The sequence below is a fragment of the Kangiella koreensis DSM 16069 genome (assembly GCF_000024085.1).
In the GTDB taxonomy this organism is placed as follows: Bacteria; Pseudomonadota; Gammaproteobacteria; order Enterobacterales; family Kangiellaceae; genus Kangiella; species Kangiella koreensis.
This window is the reverse complement of the sequence record NC_013166.1, coordinates 1617994-1635928: the sequence shown is the minus strand read 5'-3', so window position 1 is coordinate 1635928 and position 17935 is coordinate 1617994. Positions and strand designations below refer to the sequence as shown.

16 protein-coding genes are annotated in these 17935 nt (G+C 43.5%); 12 read left to right on the top strand and 4 right to left on the bottom strand.

What is annotated here, in order from left to right; all coding sequences use genetic code 11:
- Positions 1-30: 30 nt before the first annotated feature.
- Positions 31-1971 carry a transglycosylase SLT domain-containing protein gene (locus KKOR_RS07625; protein ID WP_012801447.1) on the bottom strand — a complete coding sequence of 647 codons (1941 nt, stop codon included), beginning with the start codon at positions 1969-1971 and terminating at the stop codon, positions 31-33.
- Positions 1972-2333: 362 nt separating this feature from the next.
- Between KKOR_RS07625 and phhA the strand changes: the two genes are divergently transcribed.
- From phhA to KKOR_RS07595, 6 genes are all read left to right on the top strand, one after another.
- Entirely contained in the window at positions 2334-3137 is an 804-nt protein-coding gene (gene phhA / locus KKOR_RS07620) for a phenylalanine 4-monooxygenase (protein WP_012801446.1), read from the top strand.
- Between the two features lie 383 nt (positions 3138-3520).
- Entirely contained in the window at positions 3521-4582 is a 1062-nt protein-coding gene (gene hppD / locus KKOR_RS07615; protein ID WP_012801445.1) for a 4-hydroxyphenylpyruvate dioxygenase, read from the top strand.
- 1 nt (position 4583) lies between these two features.
- Positions 4584-5714, top strand: a complete 1131-nt coding sequence (locus tag KKOR_RS07610; RefSeq protein WP_012801444.1) for a homogentisate 1,2-dioxygenase — start codon at positions 4584-4586, stop codon at positions 5712-5714.
- Positions 5715-5762: 48 nt separating this feature from the next.
- On the top strand, positions 5763-6752 hold the full coding sequence (locus KKOR_RS07605; protein ID WP_012801443.1) for a fumarylacetoacetate hydrolase family protein: 990 nt from the start codon (positions 5763-5765) through the stop codon (positions 6750-6752).
- Between the two features lie 27 nt (positions 6753-6779).
- Entirely contained in the window at positions 6780-7427 is a 648-nt protein-coding gene (gene maiA, locus KKOR_RS07600; protein ID WP_012801442.1) for a maleylacetoacetate isomerase, read from the top strand.
- Between the two features lie 78 nt (positions 7428-7505).
- The gene (locus KKOR_RS07595; RefSeq protein WP_012801441.1) at positions 7506-8771 is read left to right on the top strand and encodes a DUF3466 family protein; all 1266 of its coding nucleotides are present in this window, start codon (positions 7506-7508) and stop codon (positions 8769-8771) included.
- Positions 8772-8843: 72 nt separating this feature from the next.
- Here the strand turns inward: KKOR_RS07595 and KKOR_RS07590 are convergent, their stop codons facing one another.
- Entirely contained in the window at positions 8844-10499 is a 1656-nt protein-coding gene (locus tag KKOR_RS07590) for an electron transfer flavoprotein-ubiquinone oxidoreductase (protein ID WP_041296031.1), read from the bottom strand.
- 181 nt (positions 10500-10680) lie between these two features.
- On the opposite strand from KKOR_RS07590, the gene KKOR_RS07585 reads away from it, so the two are divergent.
- Both KKOR_RS07585 and KKOR_RS07580 read left to right on the top strand, forming a co-directional pair.
- Complete coding sequence (locus KKOR_RS07585) at positions 10681-11430, top strand: electron transfer flavoprotein subunit beta/FixA family protein (RefSeq protein ID WP_012801439.1); 750 nt, start codon at positions 10681-10683, stop codon at positions 11428-11430.
- Positions 11430-12359 carry an electron transfer flavoprotein subunit alpha/FixB family protein gene (locus tag KKOR_RS07580; protein ID WP_012801438.1) on the top strand — a complete coding sequence of 310 codons (930 nt, stop codon included), beginning with the start codon at positions 11430-11432 and terminating at the stop codon, positions 12357-12359. Before KKOR_RS07585 ends, KKOR_RS07580 begins: the two co-directional genes overlap by 1 nt.
- Positions 12360-12429: 70 nt before the next feature.
- Here the strand turns inward: KKOR_RS07580 and KKOR_RS07575 are convergent, their stop codons facing one another.
- Complete coding sequence (locus KKOR_RS07575; RefSeq protein ID WP_012801437.1) at positions 12430-13227, bottom strand: DUF1338 domain-containing protein; 798 nt, start codon at positions 13225-13227, stop codon at positions 12430-12432.
- A 115-nt stretch (positions 13228-13342) separates the two neighbouring features.
- Positions 13343-14119 carry an inositol monophosphatase family protein gene (locus tag KKOR_RS07570; protein WP_012801436.1) on the bottom strand — a complete coding sequence of 259 codons (777 nt, stop codon included), beginning with the start codon at positions 14117-14119 and terminating at the stop codon, positions 13343-13345.
- Positions 14120-14283: 164 nt separating this feature from the next.
- On the opposite strand from KKOR_RS07570, the gene KKOR_RS07565 reads away from it, so the two are divergent.
- The 4 genes from KKOR_RS07565 to KKOR_RS07550 all read left to right on the top strand — a co-directional run bounded on the left by KKOR_RS07565 (position 14284) and on the right by KKOR_RS07550 (position 17922).
- Complete coding sequence (locus tag KKOR_RS07565) at positions 14284-15117, top strand: RNA methyltransferase (RefSeq protein ID WP_012801435.1); 834 nt, start codon at positions 14284-14286, stop codon at positions 15115-15117.
- A 12-nt stretch (positions 15118-15129) separates the two neighbouring features.
- Positions 15130-15984, top strand: a complete 855-nt coding sequence (cysE, locus tag KKOR_RS07560; RefSeq protein WP_012801434.1) for a serine O-acetyltransferase — start codon at positions 15130-15132, stop codon at positions 15982-15984.
- Between the two features lie 196 nt (positions 15985-16180).
- On the top strand, positions 16181-16648 hold the full coding sequence (locus tag KKOR_RS07555) for an Rrf2 family transcriptional regulator (RefSeq protein WP_012801433.1): 468 nt from the start codon (positions 16181-16183) through the stop codon (positions 16646-16648).
- A gap of 59 nt (positions 16649-16707) precedes the next feature.
- Positions 16708-17922, top strand: a complete 1215-nt coding sequence (locus KKOR_RS07550; protein ID WP_012801432.1) for an IscS subfamily cysteine desulfurase — start codon at positions 16708-16710, stop codon at positions 17920-17922.
- The last annotated feature ends 13 nt before the right edge of the window (positions 17923-17935 follow it).

Here is a 17935-nt window from a genome sequence, read left to right as displayed (position 1 = left end):
GTGAAATGCAAAAGGCGCCAATTGGCGCCTTTATTTTTTGTCACCAGTTTCGGTGGTTAAAATATACTCAAATATATCGTCATCAAGCCCGAGCTTGAGAGCATATACTTGGCGATAGGTCATAACACGCTTAATGTATTCGCGAGTTTCAGTGTACGGAATCGCCTCTATCCAGATTTCCGTTGGGTAACGACCAAATGTTTTCCATTGTTCAATCCTGCTCTTACCGGCGTTATAGGCGGCTGAAGCATAAATAGGGTTCTGTTCAAGTTCTTCGTAGCGCATTTGCAGGTAGCGACTGCCCATTTGAATGTTGATTGCCGGATCTAACAAGTCACTGCGATGCGAATAGGGGATCTGGAACTTCCGTGCGAAGGTTTTCGCTGTATTGGGCATTACCTGCATTAAGCCGTAAGCTCCAGCGGGCGAAACAGCCCTTGGTCCGTAAGCACTTTCTTGTCGAGCAACTCCCATTAGCCAGTGAGGTGGTAGTTGCACCTGCTTGCCCATTCTAATGTAGTCATCTTTAAAAGCCGTTGGAAAACGAATGTCTGTATCATCCCACGACTGAGCTCTGGCAATGGTTAGAATGCTTTGGTTATACCAGCCCCATTGGTTTGCTATCACCGCAGCAGCATGAAACTCTTGCGGTGATTCCAGTTTGCTCATTAGGCTTCGCCATTCTCGGCTAGCATCAAGGTAGCGCTCGATGGCGTATAATTCTTTTGCACGCTCGACATTAGCTGATTGACGGACAGAGTTCATAGTTTCTTCGGGGATGATCAGAGGAGTGTGATTGAGAAGAATTGGAAGCTTTAGTCTTGTGGCTGCTTTATAACCATAATAATCACGTTCCTTTGCTAGATCGCTTAGTAGAATCTTGGCTTCTTCTTTTTTTCCCAGATGATCTAACGATACGGCATACCAGTAGCGCCATTGCTCGCTACTTTGTTGTTCAAAAGGTAATAGATCATACAGCTCGGTAATGGTTTGCCAATTTTCGGTTCTTAATAAAGTGACCAACTTCCAGTGATTGACCAGTTCATCATCTAAATAGTCATTAATATGGTCTTTAGCCATATCAACAGCTTTAGCGTTATTTTCGGTAGCAAGAGCAAGGAACAGCGTTCTTTCTACATCAGATGTGTGGCCTCCAGCCAAGGGAATTCGGCTTTGTGTCCGCTTCCAGGCACTATAAGCATCGTCACGATCATCCCAGGCTAAGCGCTTAACGGCATAGACCAAAAGACTGGCTTCCTTCTCAGGGTTTTTGCCTGGAAAAAAGTTAGAGCGGGTGACTACTTTAGGGTTACGGCGAACTTTCAGCCATAGGTCAGCTAGGTATTGTTCATCGCGAGGCAGGTAGCGCTTAAGATAACTGAGTAAGCCTACAGGACCTTCGTGAGCGGTCTGATAAAATCGTTGATAGGCGATATCCTGTTGTAACTGATTGTTATCAATCCATTTCTCAAAAACACTATCGCACTCTTTAGGTTGTGATTTAGACACATTCCATAAATTGGAGATCTGTTCGGATAAAGCGCTGATAGGCTTTCCCTGTTTGAGCTGGTGGTTTAACAACATGCAGTCATAGCTAGTGACAGAACCAAAGGAGTAGTACTGTGCCATCAAGTCGTATTTGTTTGCCTTAGCGAGCAAGCGTACAAAGTCCCAACGAAGCCTGTTGCTTAGTGGTGAAGACTCGTATTTTTGAATAAAGTCGTCCACTGCTTGTCGGCTGTTTTTATTGAGGTTTTTCTTTATTTCTTCGTATTCCAGATAAGGAAGTAGCGCATAGTTAGCAAGGCTCTGCTTGAGCTTTTGGTATTCTGTACTTTTTCCTTGTTTAAAGGCCTTTTCAGCTTCTAGATAGGCTTGTTGGTCCGTGGTATAGGCTGGTTTGGCCTGTGCTATATTAAAAAGGGTTACAATGGTAAGAGATAAAGCAATAGCTAATGTTCGCATTGTCATTAACATCCTTGAGTGACTAATTGCAGGTTTACGTTAATTTGAGTGTCGTTCTTATACAATACGCTTGTTTGAATATTTTGCATCGTTTGTTTTCTGTTTAGGTACGTTTTGCGTGGGTTGTTTGTTAAATAAATTAGCGATGGAATTTATATCAAGAAGCTTATGTAACTTAAAGTGTAATTCATGTGAAAAGTGTTACTAAACTTTAGTATTGCAAGGCACTTAAAAGTTCCGTCGGTTAATTGAAATGTTTGGCAATTTTTACTTGTTTTCGTGGTCCAAGGTATTGATAATGTGCCGCGAGATGCGCGAAGTTAGATAAAGGTTAGATAAACTAATTGAAACATTGAAGAGGTAGTTACATGGGTACAGGTACCAAGTATAAAGCTCGTCCAATGGATGAAGATGGCTTTATTCACTATACAGACGAAGAACATCAGGTTTGGCATGAGTTAATCACACGCCAGGAGAAGCTGATCAAAGGTCGTGCCTGTCCAGAGTATTTCGAAGGACTTGATAAGATTAACTTACCTAAAGACCGCATTCCACAGTTAGAAGAGGTTTCCAGCGTACTTAGAAAGGAAACCGGCTGGGAAGTGGCCTGGGTTCCTGCTTTAATTAATTTCGATAAATTCTTTGCTTTGTTGGCGGATAAAAAATTCCCTTGTGCGACTTTTATTCGTACCCGTGAAGAAATGGACTATCTGCAAGAACCTGATGTTTTTCATGAAATTTTTGGCCACTGCGCCATGCTCACCAACCCTTATTTTGCAGAATTTACCAGTGCTTACGGTAAATTAGGCTATGAAGCGTCAAAAGAAGACCGAGTTTTCCTTGCTCGCCTATATTGGTTCACTGTTGAATTCGGTTTGATTAATACTGCAGAAGGTCAGCGTATATACGGTGGTGGTATTTTGTCATCAATTGGTGAGACGCCGCATAGCCTGGAAGACCCAGAAGTGATTCGTAAGCCTTTTGATCCGATTGATATGCTGCGTACCCCATATCGTATCGATATCATGCAGCCGCAGTACTTCGTGCTGGATGATTTCAAGCAACTTTTTGAATTAGCTAACTCTGACGTCATGGCGATGGTGAAAGAGGCCAAGCGTTTAGGTTTGCATAAACCATTGTTTCCACCAAAAGAAGAGAAAATGGCCAGTTAAGATATAGCTGAACATTCTACCGAAGCAGCCCGCGATATTGTTAATATTGGCGGGCTGTTGCATAATGAAGGGATCGTAAATAGCTACTTTAAAATCAAGCTGTTACAGGGCAAAAAAACTATATGTTATTGATGTTTACCAAACAAATCACACCAACGTTTATCGTTGCCGACCAAATTCGCGCTCAATGGAGCTAGCGTTCAGTTTCTTAGCGTATGGTTTCCTGCGCCGGGTCTGTAATCTTTCATCCAGTTATTAAAATTATGGACCAACCCTTTAAATAGGCGAATGTTAGTACAAGATAGTTTACATTCGCCACATAGCTTTAAATTCGAGGTTTAGAACAGAAGAGTTAAGCCTCACATAAGATTTAGGAGTCAAACATGACTGATACAACATTTAATCCGCTAGGCACCGATGGTTTTGAGTTTGTTGAATACACAGCGCCAAATGAAGAGGGCGTTGAGAAGTTAAAAGAATTATTCCAGTTACTAGGTTTTACCGAAATCGCCAAGCATAAATCTAAGAATGCGGTTTTATTCCGTCAGGGCGACATCAACTTCATCGTGAATAGCGAAATGAGTGGTTACTTCCATGAGTTTAGTAAAGATCACGGTCCTTGCGCCTGTGCTATGGCATGGCGTGTAGAAGATGCACAAAAAGCCTTTGATTATGCGGTAGAAAAAGGTGCCAAGCCTTTTGATCAGGAAGAGCACATGTCTCACCCTGGAGTTTATGGTATCGGTGGCTCGGTGCTGTACTTCATTGATAAATGGGGCAATAAGCCGAACAGTTTCTATGATGACGACTTTGAGTACTATGATGGCGTCGAGAAATTTCCTAAAGGCAGAGGCCTGCTTACCCTTGACCATTTAACACATAACGTTAAACGTGGTGGTATGGACGTTTGGGCAACTTTCTATGAAAACATCGCCAACTTCCGCGAAATCCGCTACTTTGATATTAAAGGTAAGCAAACGGGTCTATTCTCAAAAGCAATGACTGGCCCATGCAACAAGCTGCGTATTCCAATCAACGAATCTTCAGATGAGAAATCACAGATTGAAGAGTTCTTGAAAGAATACAACGGTGAAGGTATCCAGCATATCGCTCTATCAACAGACGATATTTATCAGACTATTGAAGACTTGCGTGCTGGTGGCATGAAGTTCATGGATACGCCAGATACTTACTACGATATGATTCCAAAGCGTATCCCAGAGCATCATGAAGACGTTGATGTATTGCGCAAAAACCGCATCTTGATTGATGGGTCTTTAGATCATGAAGAAGGCATCCTGCTTCAGATCTTCACTAATACAGTGATTGGTCCTATCTTCTTCGAAATCATTCAGCGTAAAGGCAACCAAGGCTTCGGTGAAGGAAACTTTAAAGCACTGTTTGAGTCTATCGAGTTAGACCAAATCCAGCGCGGAGTGATTTAAGATGCGTAAATGGATTGCGTTCCCTCATAAAGAAGGAACCATTTCACGTCAGGCGCACGCGGACTTGCCTGAAGAGGCGATCTACGAGCGCGAAGCAGGGCGAAGTGGTTTCTTTGGTCCAACCGCACACTTTCATCATAAACGTGCGCCAACTTCGTGGGAGAAGTGGGAAGGCCCATTACGCCCACGAGCGTTTGACTTAAACGACCTCGACAAGGCGAGCCTCTCGCCTTGGAGCGCCAAAGAATTGTTGCATAACGCCAGCTGCAAATTCCGTATCTGGGAATGCGCTGAAGCTATGCCAGCATTGGCGCGTAATGGCGATGGCGATGAATTGCTTTTTATTCATAAGGGTAAAGGTGATTTATTCTGTGACTATGGGCATATGGAAATTCGAGATGGTGACTATGTGGTTATTCCACGCGGAACCATGTGGCGTCTTGAGCCACAAGAGCCGATGACTATGCTGTTAATCGAAGCGACCAACGATAGCTATCAGCTGCCTGAAAAAGGATTGGTTGGTCCGCAGGCCATTTTCGATCCGGCGATGTTGGATGTTCCAAGCGTCAATGATAAGTTTCTGGCGCAGCAGGATGACAAGCCATGGTCGGTAGAAATTAAACGTCGTGATCAACTTTCAAAAGTCCACTTCAACTATTCGCCGCTTGATGCGATCGGTTGGCACGGTGACTTATCGGTTGTTCGCATCAACTGGCGTGATATTCGTCCATTGATGTCACACCGCTATCATTTGCCACCATCGGCTCATACCACTTTTGTCGCTAGTCGTTTTGTGATTTGTACTTTTGTGCCGCGTCCGATTGAGTCGGATCCTGGTGCATTGAAAGTGCCTTTCTATCACAATAACGATGACTTTGACGAAGTGATTTTTTATCACGCAGGTGATTTCTTCAGCCGCGACAATATTGATGCTGGTATGGTCACATTCCATCCGTCTGGTTTTACGCATGGTCCACACCCAAAAGCATTTGAAGCAGGGCGTAACTATGCCAAGAAAGCAACCGATGAAGTGGCGGTGATGATTGATACTCGCGATGCGCTAGAAGTTTCGGATGAGATGAGCAGTGTTGAAAATGAAGAGTACTGTAATAGCTGGAAAGCCAGCAAATAACTTCATTCATACCATTCAATTGATTTGATAAGAATTTAGGAAGTAACAATGAAATTAGCAACATTAAAAGATGACTCAAGAGATGGGCAATTAGTAGTCGTTAGTCGTGATTTAACGCGTGCTGTTAAACCTGGCTTTGTTAAAACCATGCAGGCAGCATTAGATGACTGGGATAACTTCAAACCACAGCTTGAGTTATTGTACGCAGACCTTAACGAAGGCAAGGCCAATGATGCCTTTGAATTTGACCAAGCTGCCTGTGAGTCACCTTTGCCGCGCGCTTATCAATGGGCCGATGGCAGTGCTTATGTAAACCACGTTGAATTAGTGCGTAAAGCACGTGGTGCAGAAATGCCAGAAACGTTCTGGACAGACCCTTTGATGTATCAAGGCGGTAGCGATACTTTCCTTGGCCCACGTGAGAAAATCAAAATGGCCAGCGAAGAGTATGGAATTGATATGGAGGCTGAAGTAGCTGTAATCACTGGCGATGTGCCAATGGATGCAACACCAGAGCAAGCTGAAAAAGAAATTCGTTTGTTGATGACAGTGAACGACGTTTCATTGCGTAACCTGATTCCAGGCGAGTTAGCTAAAGGCTTCGGCTTTTTCCAGGCAAAACCTTCTTCTGCATTCTCACCAGTCGCAGTGACTCCTGATGAGTTAGGCGATAAGTGGGACGGCAAAAAAGTTTATTTACCTTTAGTAACACATCTCAATGAAAACTTATTAGGCAAGCCTGACTGTGGTGTAGACATGGTTTTTGACTTTCCAACTCTGGTTGCGCATGCTGCAAAAACTCGCCCATTAAGTGCGGGCACTATTGTTGGATCAGGTACTATTTCGAACAAAGATCAGTCAACGGGCTCATCGTGTTTAGCCGAGGTTCGCATGCTGGAAATTATTGCCAATGGCAAACCGACAACACCATTTATGCAGTTTGGCGATCGGGTTACGATTGAAATGTTTGATAGTAATGGCGATAGTATTTTCGGGCAAATTAACCAAGTTGTTGAAAAGTACGACCCAAAAGCATAGTACGCAATATAGAACTCAGGAGGGTTTATGCTGAAACTTTATAGTTACTGGCGCTCAACGGCAGCCTACCGAGTGCGTATTGCGCTTAATGTGAAGCGCCTGTCTTACCAAATGATCCCTGTTCATTTAGTGAAAGATGGTGGTGAGCAGCATAAGCCCGAATACCTGGAGCAAAACCCACAAGGGCTTGTGCCTTTACTTGATGACAATGGCAAACTACTGAGTCAATCCTTGGCAATTTGTGAGTATTTGGATGAAAGTTTCAAGGGGCCAAAGTTATTACCCGATGAACCTTTTTTGAGAGCTAAAGTCAGAAGCTTATGTCAAATCGTTGCATGCGACATACATCCACTCGATAACTTGAGAGTGCTTAAGTATCTGAAGGGTGAGTTGAATGTCAGTGATGAAGCTAAAGATACATGGTACCGACACTGGATTCATGAAGGGTTCAGAGCGATTGAGCTAGAGTTACAAAGCTACAAAGAGCAGGGCTTTTTCGCTTTTGGCGAGATGCTTACTTTAGCGGATGTCTTTATTGTGGCACAAATGTACAATGCTCGACGCTTTAATGTCGATTTGACTGATTACCCGCGTCTGGTTGAAGTAGAGAAGCACTGCTTAACATTAGACGCCTTTAAAGACGCCAGGCCAGAATCACAGCCTGACGCTGAGTGATATCTGATGATGACATCCTGATGTCGCATGACAGAAGTGCATTGATTACACCAAATTCGTTAATATAAGAGAAATAGAATGAAACAAAAGCGATTTAAGAAAACTTTACTTGCCTCATTGCTTACATTAAGCACGGGACTTGCCTTATCCGCACCTTATGAGATTGTAGACTTGGGCGGTCTTGATGGTAATTATAGTGTAGCCTATAAGCTTAATGAGCAGGGAATTGCTGTGGGTGTTGCTAATGGTCCCGAAACCGACGATGGTGGAAGAGAGTTTTTTGGTCATGCCGTAAAGTTTCAGCAAGGAGGCAATGAGGATCTTGGTGTTCTGACTGATGGAACCTTTAGTGAGGCTGTGGGCATTAATTCTTCTGGTATTGCCGTGGGTTACGCTAATCAGCTAAGCGAAGTGGAACAAGAAAACGGTAATACAGTAATACAGGAAAAACTTTTCGCGATTATTTTTGATGGCGGAATCGAAAAATTAATTGAGAAGGATAACCTTTCACAAACACGTGTTTCTGACATCAATGATAGCAACTTGATCGTGGGTTACGGCATGTTTGATGTTGATACAGAAGATGATAACGAGGCTGTTGATAGAGGGTTCGTATATAATAATAACGACCAAACTTATTTTATGGTGCCATCTTTGGCAGATGATGTCTCTAGAAAATCGTACATGACTGCCATTAATAACTCTGGGAAGGCGATTGGATTTGCCGACGCAATTGTGCCAAACTCTGGGCAATTTACTATCCAGTCTTTTATTGTAGATGCTAATAATAACTTTAGCATCAGCGAGATTCCAACCGTAGACAATCGTGCTACTTTTGCCCATGGAATCAATATTCATGATGAGGTTGTAGGAAGCGTCTACATTTCGGGTACTCGAGACAATCAAGAAGCTTTTTATTATGATGCACAGAGTGGCTCCGAAGAGTTAACCTTTTTAGGCTTCTTGCGCTCAGATTTTACTGACTCTAGAGCTAGAGCTATTAATGATAACCGACAAATTGTCGGCAGAGCACTTGTATCCGCACCTACATTGAATGAGTTTGCTGCCTTTATTTATGAAGATGAAGAGATGAAAAATCTCAATGAATTAATTCCATGTAACTCAGGTTGGAAATTAACTGAAGCAACCGACATTAACAACGCAGGTCAAATTATAGGCTTTGGAGCAAAAGATGGAGAGATAAGAGCTTTCAGACTCGACCCTACAGGAGGAGCAGTTGAAAGCTGCGATATCGAAGAAGATAATAATTCTGGTGGTGGTAGTGTTCCATTTATGATGCTTGTTCTTTTAAGTTTGTTTGGTTTAAGAAGAAAGAAAAGTTAGCCCGTCCATATGAAATTAGTGTCATAAAAAAAGCGGCAATTTGCCGCTTTTTTTATGGGTGATAATTCAGGCTTACATATTAGGATAGTTAGGACCACCGGTTCCTTCTGGAGTAACCCAATGAATGTTCTGGCTGGGGTCTTTAATATCACAAGTTTTACAGTGTACGCAGTTCTGCGCATTAATAATAAACTTAGGATTATTCCCATCATCGTCACGAACGACCTCGTAAACTCCCGCAGGGCAGTAGCGCTGAGCCGGCTCGTCAAACTTTTCCAAATTAACTTCAATCGGTATTGACTGGTCTTTAAGTTTTAAGTGTACCGGTTGATCTTCTTCGTGATTAGTATTGGAGACAAAGACCGAGGACAGTTTATCAAAGGATAATTTACCATCGGGTTTTGGATAGTTTATTTTTTTGCACTCTGATGCCAGCTTTAATTGTGCATAGTCTGGTTCAGGGTCATTTAAAGTCCAAGGCAACTTGCCATTGAATATATTTAAATCAATAAAGGCATACGCAGAGCCTAACAGATTGCCCCACTTGTGTTGCGCTGGGCCGAAGTTACGCTGTGTGTGGAGTTCTTTCCAAGCCCAAGACTGTTTGTAATTATCGGCGTACTCAACTAAATCATCATTATCTTTTTCGCTGGCAATAGCGTTGATAACCGTTTCAGCAGCAATCATGCCGGATTTCATGGCTGTGTGAGAGCCTTTAATTTTGGCAAAGTTCAAGGTTCCAGCATCATCGCCAATCAACAAGCCACCAGGGAAAGACATTTTTGGCTGCGATTGAAGTCCGCCTTTAGTGATAGCTCGAGCTCCGTAAGAGATACGCTCACCGCCCTCAAGGTATTGCTTGATGACTGCCTGATGTTTGTAACGCTGGAACTCATCAAATGGACTGACGTGTGGATTAGAGTAGGAAAGGTCAGTGATTAACCCAACAACTACCTGATGGTCTTCGATATGGTAAAGGAAGCCGCCACCAGCTGATCCCGATTCGCTTAAAGGCCATCCTGCAGTATGCACCACCAAGCCTTCTTTATGTTGATCAGCAGGAACTTTCCACAGTTCTTTAATACCGATGCCGTAATGCTGCGGCTCTTTGCCTTTATCTAATTCATATTTTGCAATAAGCTCTTTGCCCAAGTGTCCACGGCAGCCTTCTGCAAACAATGTGTATTTAGCATGCAGCTCCATGCCTGGCATGTAGCTATCTTTCTTCTCACCGTCACGACTGATGCCCATATCGCCGGTAGCAATACCCTTTACTGAGCCGTCCTCGTTATAGAGTACTTCAGAAGCAGCAAAGCCCGGGAAGATTTCTACGCCCAATGCTTCAGCTTGTTCGGCCAACCATCGGCAAACATTACCCAAGCTGACGATATAGTTACCATGGTTGTGCATGGTTTTGGGAGCAAAGAGGTTTGGAATCTTAATTGATTTATTCTCGCCTCTAAAGAGGTAAATATTATCTTCTGAAACTTTGGTTAACAGAGGAGCATTCTTTTCTTGCCAGTCAGGGATGAGTTCATTTAATGCGGTAGGTTCGAAAACGGCACCGGATAGGATGTGCGCACCAACTTCGGAGCCTTTTTCAACCACACAGACCATCAAATCCTGGTCTTTTTCGACTGCCAGTTGGCGAAGACGAATCGCTGCTGAGAGGCCCGCAGGGCCTGCACCAACGATAACGACATCAAACTCCATAAATTCACGTTCCACTTAATTCTCCCCTTATCTGTTTTTTTACTCAAAAACGGTTAAAATCTGTTCAAATTTGGCGCAAATTGACCGTTTACTATTGACCTTAAGGCCTTAAAACGTCACCATTGCCGCCTATTTTACTAAAGATAGACGCCGCAGTCGTCTATATCTGGCGAAATTATACATAGATAGGGTTTTCATGAAAATTCTCGTTGCAATAAAACGTGTTATTGATGCGAATGTTAAGGTTCGCGTTAAGGCGGACAATACTGGCGTGGAAATGGCCAATGTTAAAATGTCCATGAATCCATTCTGTGAGATTGCTGTTGAAGAAGCGGTGCGCCTGAAAGAGCAGGGCGTTGCCAGCGAAGTGATAGTAGTCTCGATTGGTAATCAACAGTGTCAGGAAAGCTTGCGTACAGCGTTGGCTCTGGGTGCTGATCGTGCCATTCTGGTTAAATCAGAAGATGACATAGAGCCTTTGGCTGTTGCTAAGGTTCTTAAAACCGTTGTCGAAAAAGAACAGCCAGAAATGGTGCTTCTTGGTAAGCAATCGATTGATGGAGATAACAACCAAACTGGTCAAATGCTTGGTGCTTTATTAGGTTGGGGGCAAGGTACCTTTGCCTCAAAAGTTGAAGTTGCTGATGGTAAAGCTCAGGTGACTCGTGAGATTGATGGTGGTCTACAAACTTTATCCGTTAAATTGCCAGCCATTATCACAACCGATTTGCGTTTGAACGAGCCTCGTTTCGCATCACTACCTAATATCATGAAAGCAAAGCGCAAGCCGCTTGATGAGCTGGCGATTGCTGATTTGGGTGTTGACGTTGCTCCTCGCACTGAAACATTAACTGTTGAAAACCCTCCGGCACGTAAAGAAGGCATCAAAGTCGAAACGGTTGCTGAGTTGGTGGACAAACTTAAGAATGAAGCGAAGGTGATCTAATGGCCACTTTAATCATTGCAGAACACAATAACAGCGAACTTCAGCCTGCAACTTTTAATACCATTGCAGCAGCAAAACAATTAGCTGGCGAAACCGTAGTTTTAGTTGCCGGTCATGATTGTAAATCAGTCGCCGATGAAGCCGCTAAAGCGGAAGGTGTTGATAAAGTTTTATTAGCAGATGCTGAGCATTACGCGCATTTGATGGCCGAAGATTTGGACAAGCTTGTGGTTGAGCAAGCAGAGAGTTTCAGTCATATTCTTGCGCCAGCAACCACGTTCGGTAAAAACATTGCTCCTCGAGTTGCAGCGCTGCTAGACGTTCAACAAATTTCTGACATCATTTCTGTTGAAAGTGATGATACTTTCAAACGCCCAGTCTACGCAGGTAATGCGATTGCTACGGTAAAAAGTAACGATAGCAAGAAAGTGATTACTGTACGTGCCACAGCATTTGATGCCTTGTCTCATGAAGGCGGTTCAGCTTCAGTAGAAACTGTAGACGCAACGCAGCATAGTGCTTTAGTAGACTACGTCGGCGAAGAGCTGACAGAATCTGAGCGTCCTGAACTGACTTCTGCCAAAGTGATTGTTTCAGGTGGTCGCGGTATGGGCAGTGGTGAAAACTTCGCCATGCTCGAGCAATTAGCAGACAAGCTAGGCGCAGCTGTTGGCGCTTCACGTGCAGCCGTTGATGCAGGATTTGTTCCAAACGATTACCAGGTTGGTCAAACCGGTAAAATCGTTGCCCCGGAATTGTATATCGCTATCGGTATTTCAGGAGCCATTCAACACCTGGCTGGCATGAAAGACTCCAAAGTGATTGTTGCCATCAATAAAGATGAAGAAGCTCCAATATTCCAGGTCGCAGATTATGGATTAGTAGCTGATTTGTTCAAAGTGGTTCCAGAGCTAATAGAATCGCTTTAGTAATACTATTCCAAGCAATAAAAAAACCGCCATTTGGCGGTTTTTTTATGTCAGTCAGAACAGTCTTAAATTAAGCTGCTGCATTGGTTGACTCAAAAATTTTGTCGGCACTTGCAGCAACAAACCCCTGATATAGCTCGCCATTGTTCATCGCAAAGCGTTCTGCGAATTCATAGAAGCATGATCGGATAGGGTAGGTGCCGTCTTCAAATTTCCACTCAACCATATTGGCCATAGTTGAGCTTTGCTTTAAGCAGACGTCTTCATTGCCTTTGATCTCGCCGCCACTAGTGTTGAGCTCAAAGTCATTCTGTTTAAGATACTCATTGACGTCTTCAAGCGTACCCAGTTTGGATAAATGATTTACTGAAACGGTAAAGTGGTTTGCACGCAGACCAAAAGCTGCCAGCCATGCGGCGTATTCACTTTCTTCTAATAACTTTTCGTAAGCTGTACGAGAAATTTTACCCCAAGGTCGGCTTGGAAGTTGTAAGCCGTTCTTGTTGATATTCCAATTAGCTTCGGCGATTAGACCGCGACAGAACATTTGCAGTTCAGGAGAAAATTCTTCCAGCAATAGTTCGCTGACAAAGATTTTTGGTGCGTCGGATTCGCTTTCATGAGCAAAATGCTTCGCATAAAGCTTTTTTTCTTCAAAATGATATTCGCCTGCTTCCTGATAACCAAACTGTTTCAAGTGTTCAGCTATGTGCTTAAGGCTGATCAAACCATCATTGTAGGTTCTTAATGCTATGTGATCGTTGGTGATAACTTCCTCACCTAACGCTTTGAATTTATTGTGAATAGTCAATGCGTCTGGAGTGATTTGGATGTAATCTTCCCAAAGTGCATTAAAAAGAGTATTCATATCAATAACTACCTTTGTACTTTTGTGTGAATCTGGTAAGAGGACGGACCAATTGTATAATAATTGGCCCGTCGTTCTCTAGTGATATCTGAAAAAGATTGAGTTTTGCGATGTTTTAGATGTTTTTGACTGTTTGTAGGAAATGCTTGAATAAGCCAGGGTTCGCGGCCAGAATGCTCGCTGAATCGCCCGTGTATTGGTTACCTTTGATGTCGCTGACCATTCCGCCAGCTTCTTTAACGATTAAAGCACCTGCAGCGGTGTCCCAATCACTCAAGCCAAACTCCCAGAAGCCATCAAGACGACCAGCCGCTACGTAAGCCAAATCAAGGGCCGCTGAACCTGCGCGACGCATATCAATGCAATGTGGGTAGAGCGCTTGGAAGTATTCAAGGTATTTGGACAAGTCTTGACCTTCGCGGAATGGAAAGCCAGTGGCTAATAGGGCATTTTCCAGTTTCTTGGCATTGCTAACGCGTAGGCGCTTGTTATTTAACTGGGCTCCCGAGCCATTAGCTGCGCTGAACATTTCGTCTTGCATTGGGTCGTAAACCACTGCAGCAACCGTTTTGCCTTTCTGGCGAACAGCAATGGATATAGAGAAGTGAGGAATGCCACGTAGGAAGTTGGTAGTGCCATCGAGCGGGTCGATAACCCAAACAGTGTCACTGTTACCCTGGTGCCCACTTTCTTCAGCGAAGATGGCATGATCAGGATAACTCTTTTTAATGGTATCAATAATCAGATATTCTGCTTGTTCGTCGATGTTGCTGACAAAATCATTTAGACCTTTGCTTTGCGAAATAATACGATCACGATCATTAAACGCTTTCGCTATATAGTCACCCGCACGATTAGCCGCACGCACGGCAATTGTTTTGTACGCATTCATATTGATACACCACCACTGTCAAAGAACTGTTGGCTCTAAGGCCAAAAACGGGCGCATCATACCAAATATTTATACCAGGTAAAATATTTATCATTATTAAATAGGGTAATCGTTTACGCTTTGTTATCATATTGCTTTAATTTTTTGCTTCTTTTCAACACCTTATGAGTAATTCCACGCCTCAAGAGCCACAATTTGATCCGCAACTACTAGATAGCATTAAGATAGTACTTTGCCAGACTAGCCACCCGGGTAATATCGGCGCGGCAGCTCGCGCTATGAAAACTATGGGCTTGAAGCACCTGGTTCTGGTTAAACCTAAAGATTACCCATCTGAAGAAGCTATGGTTCGTTCATCCGGCGCTTTAGACGTTCTTGAGAATGCACAGGTTGTTGACACTGTTGAGGAGGCTTTGGCCGATTGCAGACTAATCATCGGTACTAGCTCTCGTAATCGCGCCTTGCCATGGCCACTGATTGAGCCGCGGGAAATGGGGGAGCTGATAAAAGAACACGTTGAAGCACGTCCTGTGGCCATTATGTTTGGTCGTGAAAGCACCGGTTTGCTTAATGAAGAGTTACAGCTGTGTCACTACCACGTCAATATTCCAGCCAATCCGGAGTACATGTCACTGAACCTTGCTTCGGCGGTTCAGCTTATTGCCTATGAAATAAGATTGGCCAGTAAAATGATAGCCGAAATAGTTAGGAAAGATTCACAGCCTGTTGATGCTGAGCTAGGTTATGATGCACAAGCTGAGTCAGAGCATGACAAAGAGAGTGAACAGTTGGCCAGTTTTGAAGAAGTTGATGGGCTTTATAACCATCTAGAATCCACTATGAACAAAACGGAATTCTACAACCCCGAGCAACCTAAATTATTACCTGCTAGAATACGCAGGATTTTAGCAAAGGCTCGCCTTAATAAAGGTGAGGTCAATATTTTACGAGGGTTTCTATCCTCTATCGATAAGTATATAAAGCGGCATGTAAAGTAAAAGGCTCATAGTATGTTTAAGCGCATGAAAGAAGACATTAAAAGTGTGTACCACCGCGATCCAGCGGCGCGGAACAACTTTGAAATCTTGACCAATTATCCTGGCCTGCATGCCGTTTGGTTTCATCGTTTGGCGCATAAACTATGGAAGGCTAACTGGAAATGGTTAGCTCGAACCTTATCTACTCTGGCTCGCTGGTTAACTGGCATAGAAATTCATCCCGGAGCTAAAATTGGACGTCGCTTTTTTATAGATCATGGCATGGGGGTGGTGATTGGCGAAACCGCCGAGATTGGCGATGACTGTACTTTGTACCATGGAGTGACATTGGGCGGCACTAGCTGGAAAGCGGGTAAGCGTCATCCAACCTTAGAAGATGGTGTCGTCATCGGCGCTGGTGCAAAAGTCCTGGGCCCGATTACCTTACATAAAAATGCGCGTGTCGGTTCAAACGCTGTGGTCATAAGAGATGTTCCTGAAGATACTACGGTAATCGGTATTCCTGCACGCGAAAGCTCCCGCGCTAAACATGATGGTGATGAAATTTTCGAAGCCTACGGTATCAGTGCCGATCAGCAAGATCCTATAACCCAGGCCATTCGTACCATGTATTCTCATGCTAATGCTATGGAAGCGCAGCTTCATGCTATTTGTTGTGCTATGAAATCGAAAGGTTTTGACCTGACTGAACTCGATCTGCCTGATATGGATTGCAGTAAGATCCTTGATGGAAATGGTAAGCCACAAACCAATCAGCAAGATGCTAGCCAAGTAACGGGTTCCAAGGATGATTGTAATGAGCAGTCCAATAAGCCCAGAGAGGCTCAAAATAGCGCTTCAGACGAAAAGTCCGATAAAAGCGAATAATCTATAAATATCCGAGTAATTTATTAAGTTATATTGTTGATCTAAATCATTAAATATTATAATGGATTTTGATGTTTGCATTAGTTTCTTTTTAATCAATGGGTTACATTTACTCCAAGCTTTTTATTGCCATTCTCAAAGTTGACTAATTTAGTCAGGTATGGGATCATTAGTGGGTAATTTACAGGAAGAGCTTATGAAACTAAGTACTAAAGGCCGATATGCTGTGACCGCCATGCTGGACTTGGCGCTACATAGCGGAAATGGCCCGATCACATTAGCAGAAGTCTCGAGTAGACAGGATATTTCTTTGTCTTATCTTGAGCAGTTATTTTCCAAGTTGAGAAAAGCCAGCTTGGTCGATAGTGTGCGTGGTCCCGGTGGTGGATATGAGCTCAAACGTCCATCGAGCCAGATTTCTATTGCAGAGGTGGTGCTTGCGGTCAATGAACCGATTAGCGCGACTAAGTGTAACGGAAAAGGTGGCTGCCAAGATGGCGACCTGTGTTTATCACATCAGCTATGGACTGAGCTAAGTGACCAGATCTATCAGTTCTTAAGTGGCATCACTTTAGAACAAGTGATTCAAAGACAGTTCGTGCAAAAGGTTGCAGAACGTCAAAATCATCGTTTTCGCGAAGAAGACGTTATTTTATTTAGTTAACGATTTATCAACTGTTAGTGGTTAGCAGTTAATAGGCAAACAAAACAGCGGAGAAAAACATGAAATTACCCATCTATCTTGATTACGCAGCAACAACGCCGGTTGATCCGCGTGTTGCCGAGAAGATGGTTCAATACATGGGTGTTGACGGTATCTTTGGTAACCCGGCTTCTCGTTCTCACAAATTTGGGTGGGAAGCGGAAGAGGCGGTAGACATTGCTCGCCAACAAGTAGCTGAATTAATCAACGCAGACCCGCGTGAGATTGTCTGGACCTCAGGTGCAACTGAGTCTGACAACTTGGCGATTAAGGGTGCTGCACATTTTTATGGTAAGAAAGGCAAACACATCATTACCGTAAAAACAGAACATAAGGCGGTTTTGGACACAACTCGCCAACTTGAACGTGAAGGTTATGAAGTCACTTATATGGATGTACAGGAAGACGGCTTGCTTGACCTTAAAGCGCTCGAAAATGCTATGCGTGATGACACTATTCTAGTGAGCGTGATGCATGTTAATAACGAAACGGGTGTGGTTCAGGATATCGACGCCATTGGTGAAATGTGCCGTGAACGAAAAATTATTTTCCACGTCGATGCAGCGCAAAGTGCTGGCAAGTTGCCGATTGATGTTGAGAAAACTAAAGTCGATTTATTGTCGATTTCAGGTCATAAAATGTATGGCCCAAAAGGTATCGGTGTTTTATATGTACGTCGTAAACCGCGTGTTCGCTTAGAAGCGCAAATGCACGGTGGTGGCCATGAGCGCGGTATGCGTTCTGGTACTTTACCTACTCATCAGATTGTCGGTATGGGCGAAGCGGCTCGTATAGCAAAAGAAGATATGGCGAGCGATAACGAACGCATTATTAGTTTGCGTGAGCGTTTATGGAATGGTGTTCAAGATATGGAAGAAGTGTATCTGAACGGTCATTCGGAAAAACGTGTCGCCGGTATTATCAATATCAGCTTTAACTTTGTTGAAGGTGAGTCATTGATTATGGCGCTTAAAGATTTAGCAGTTTCTTCAGGTTCGGCTTGTACATCAGCCAGTTTGGAGCCTTCATATGTATTGCGAGCGCTAGGTCGTGATGATGAATTGGCGCACAGCTCAATTCGTTTCACTATCGGTCGCTTTACGACGCAAGAAGAAGTTGATCATGCCATTGAGAAAGTTCAAAACTCAATTGGCCGTTTACGTGAATTATCACCTCTTTGGGAAATGTACAAAGAGGGTGTGGACTTGTCTAAAGTTGAGTGGCAGGCCCACTAAACAATTGTAGGAG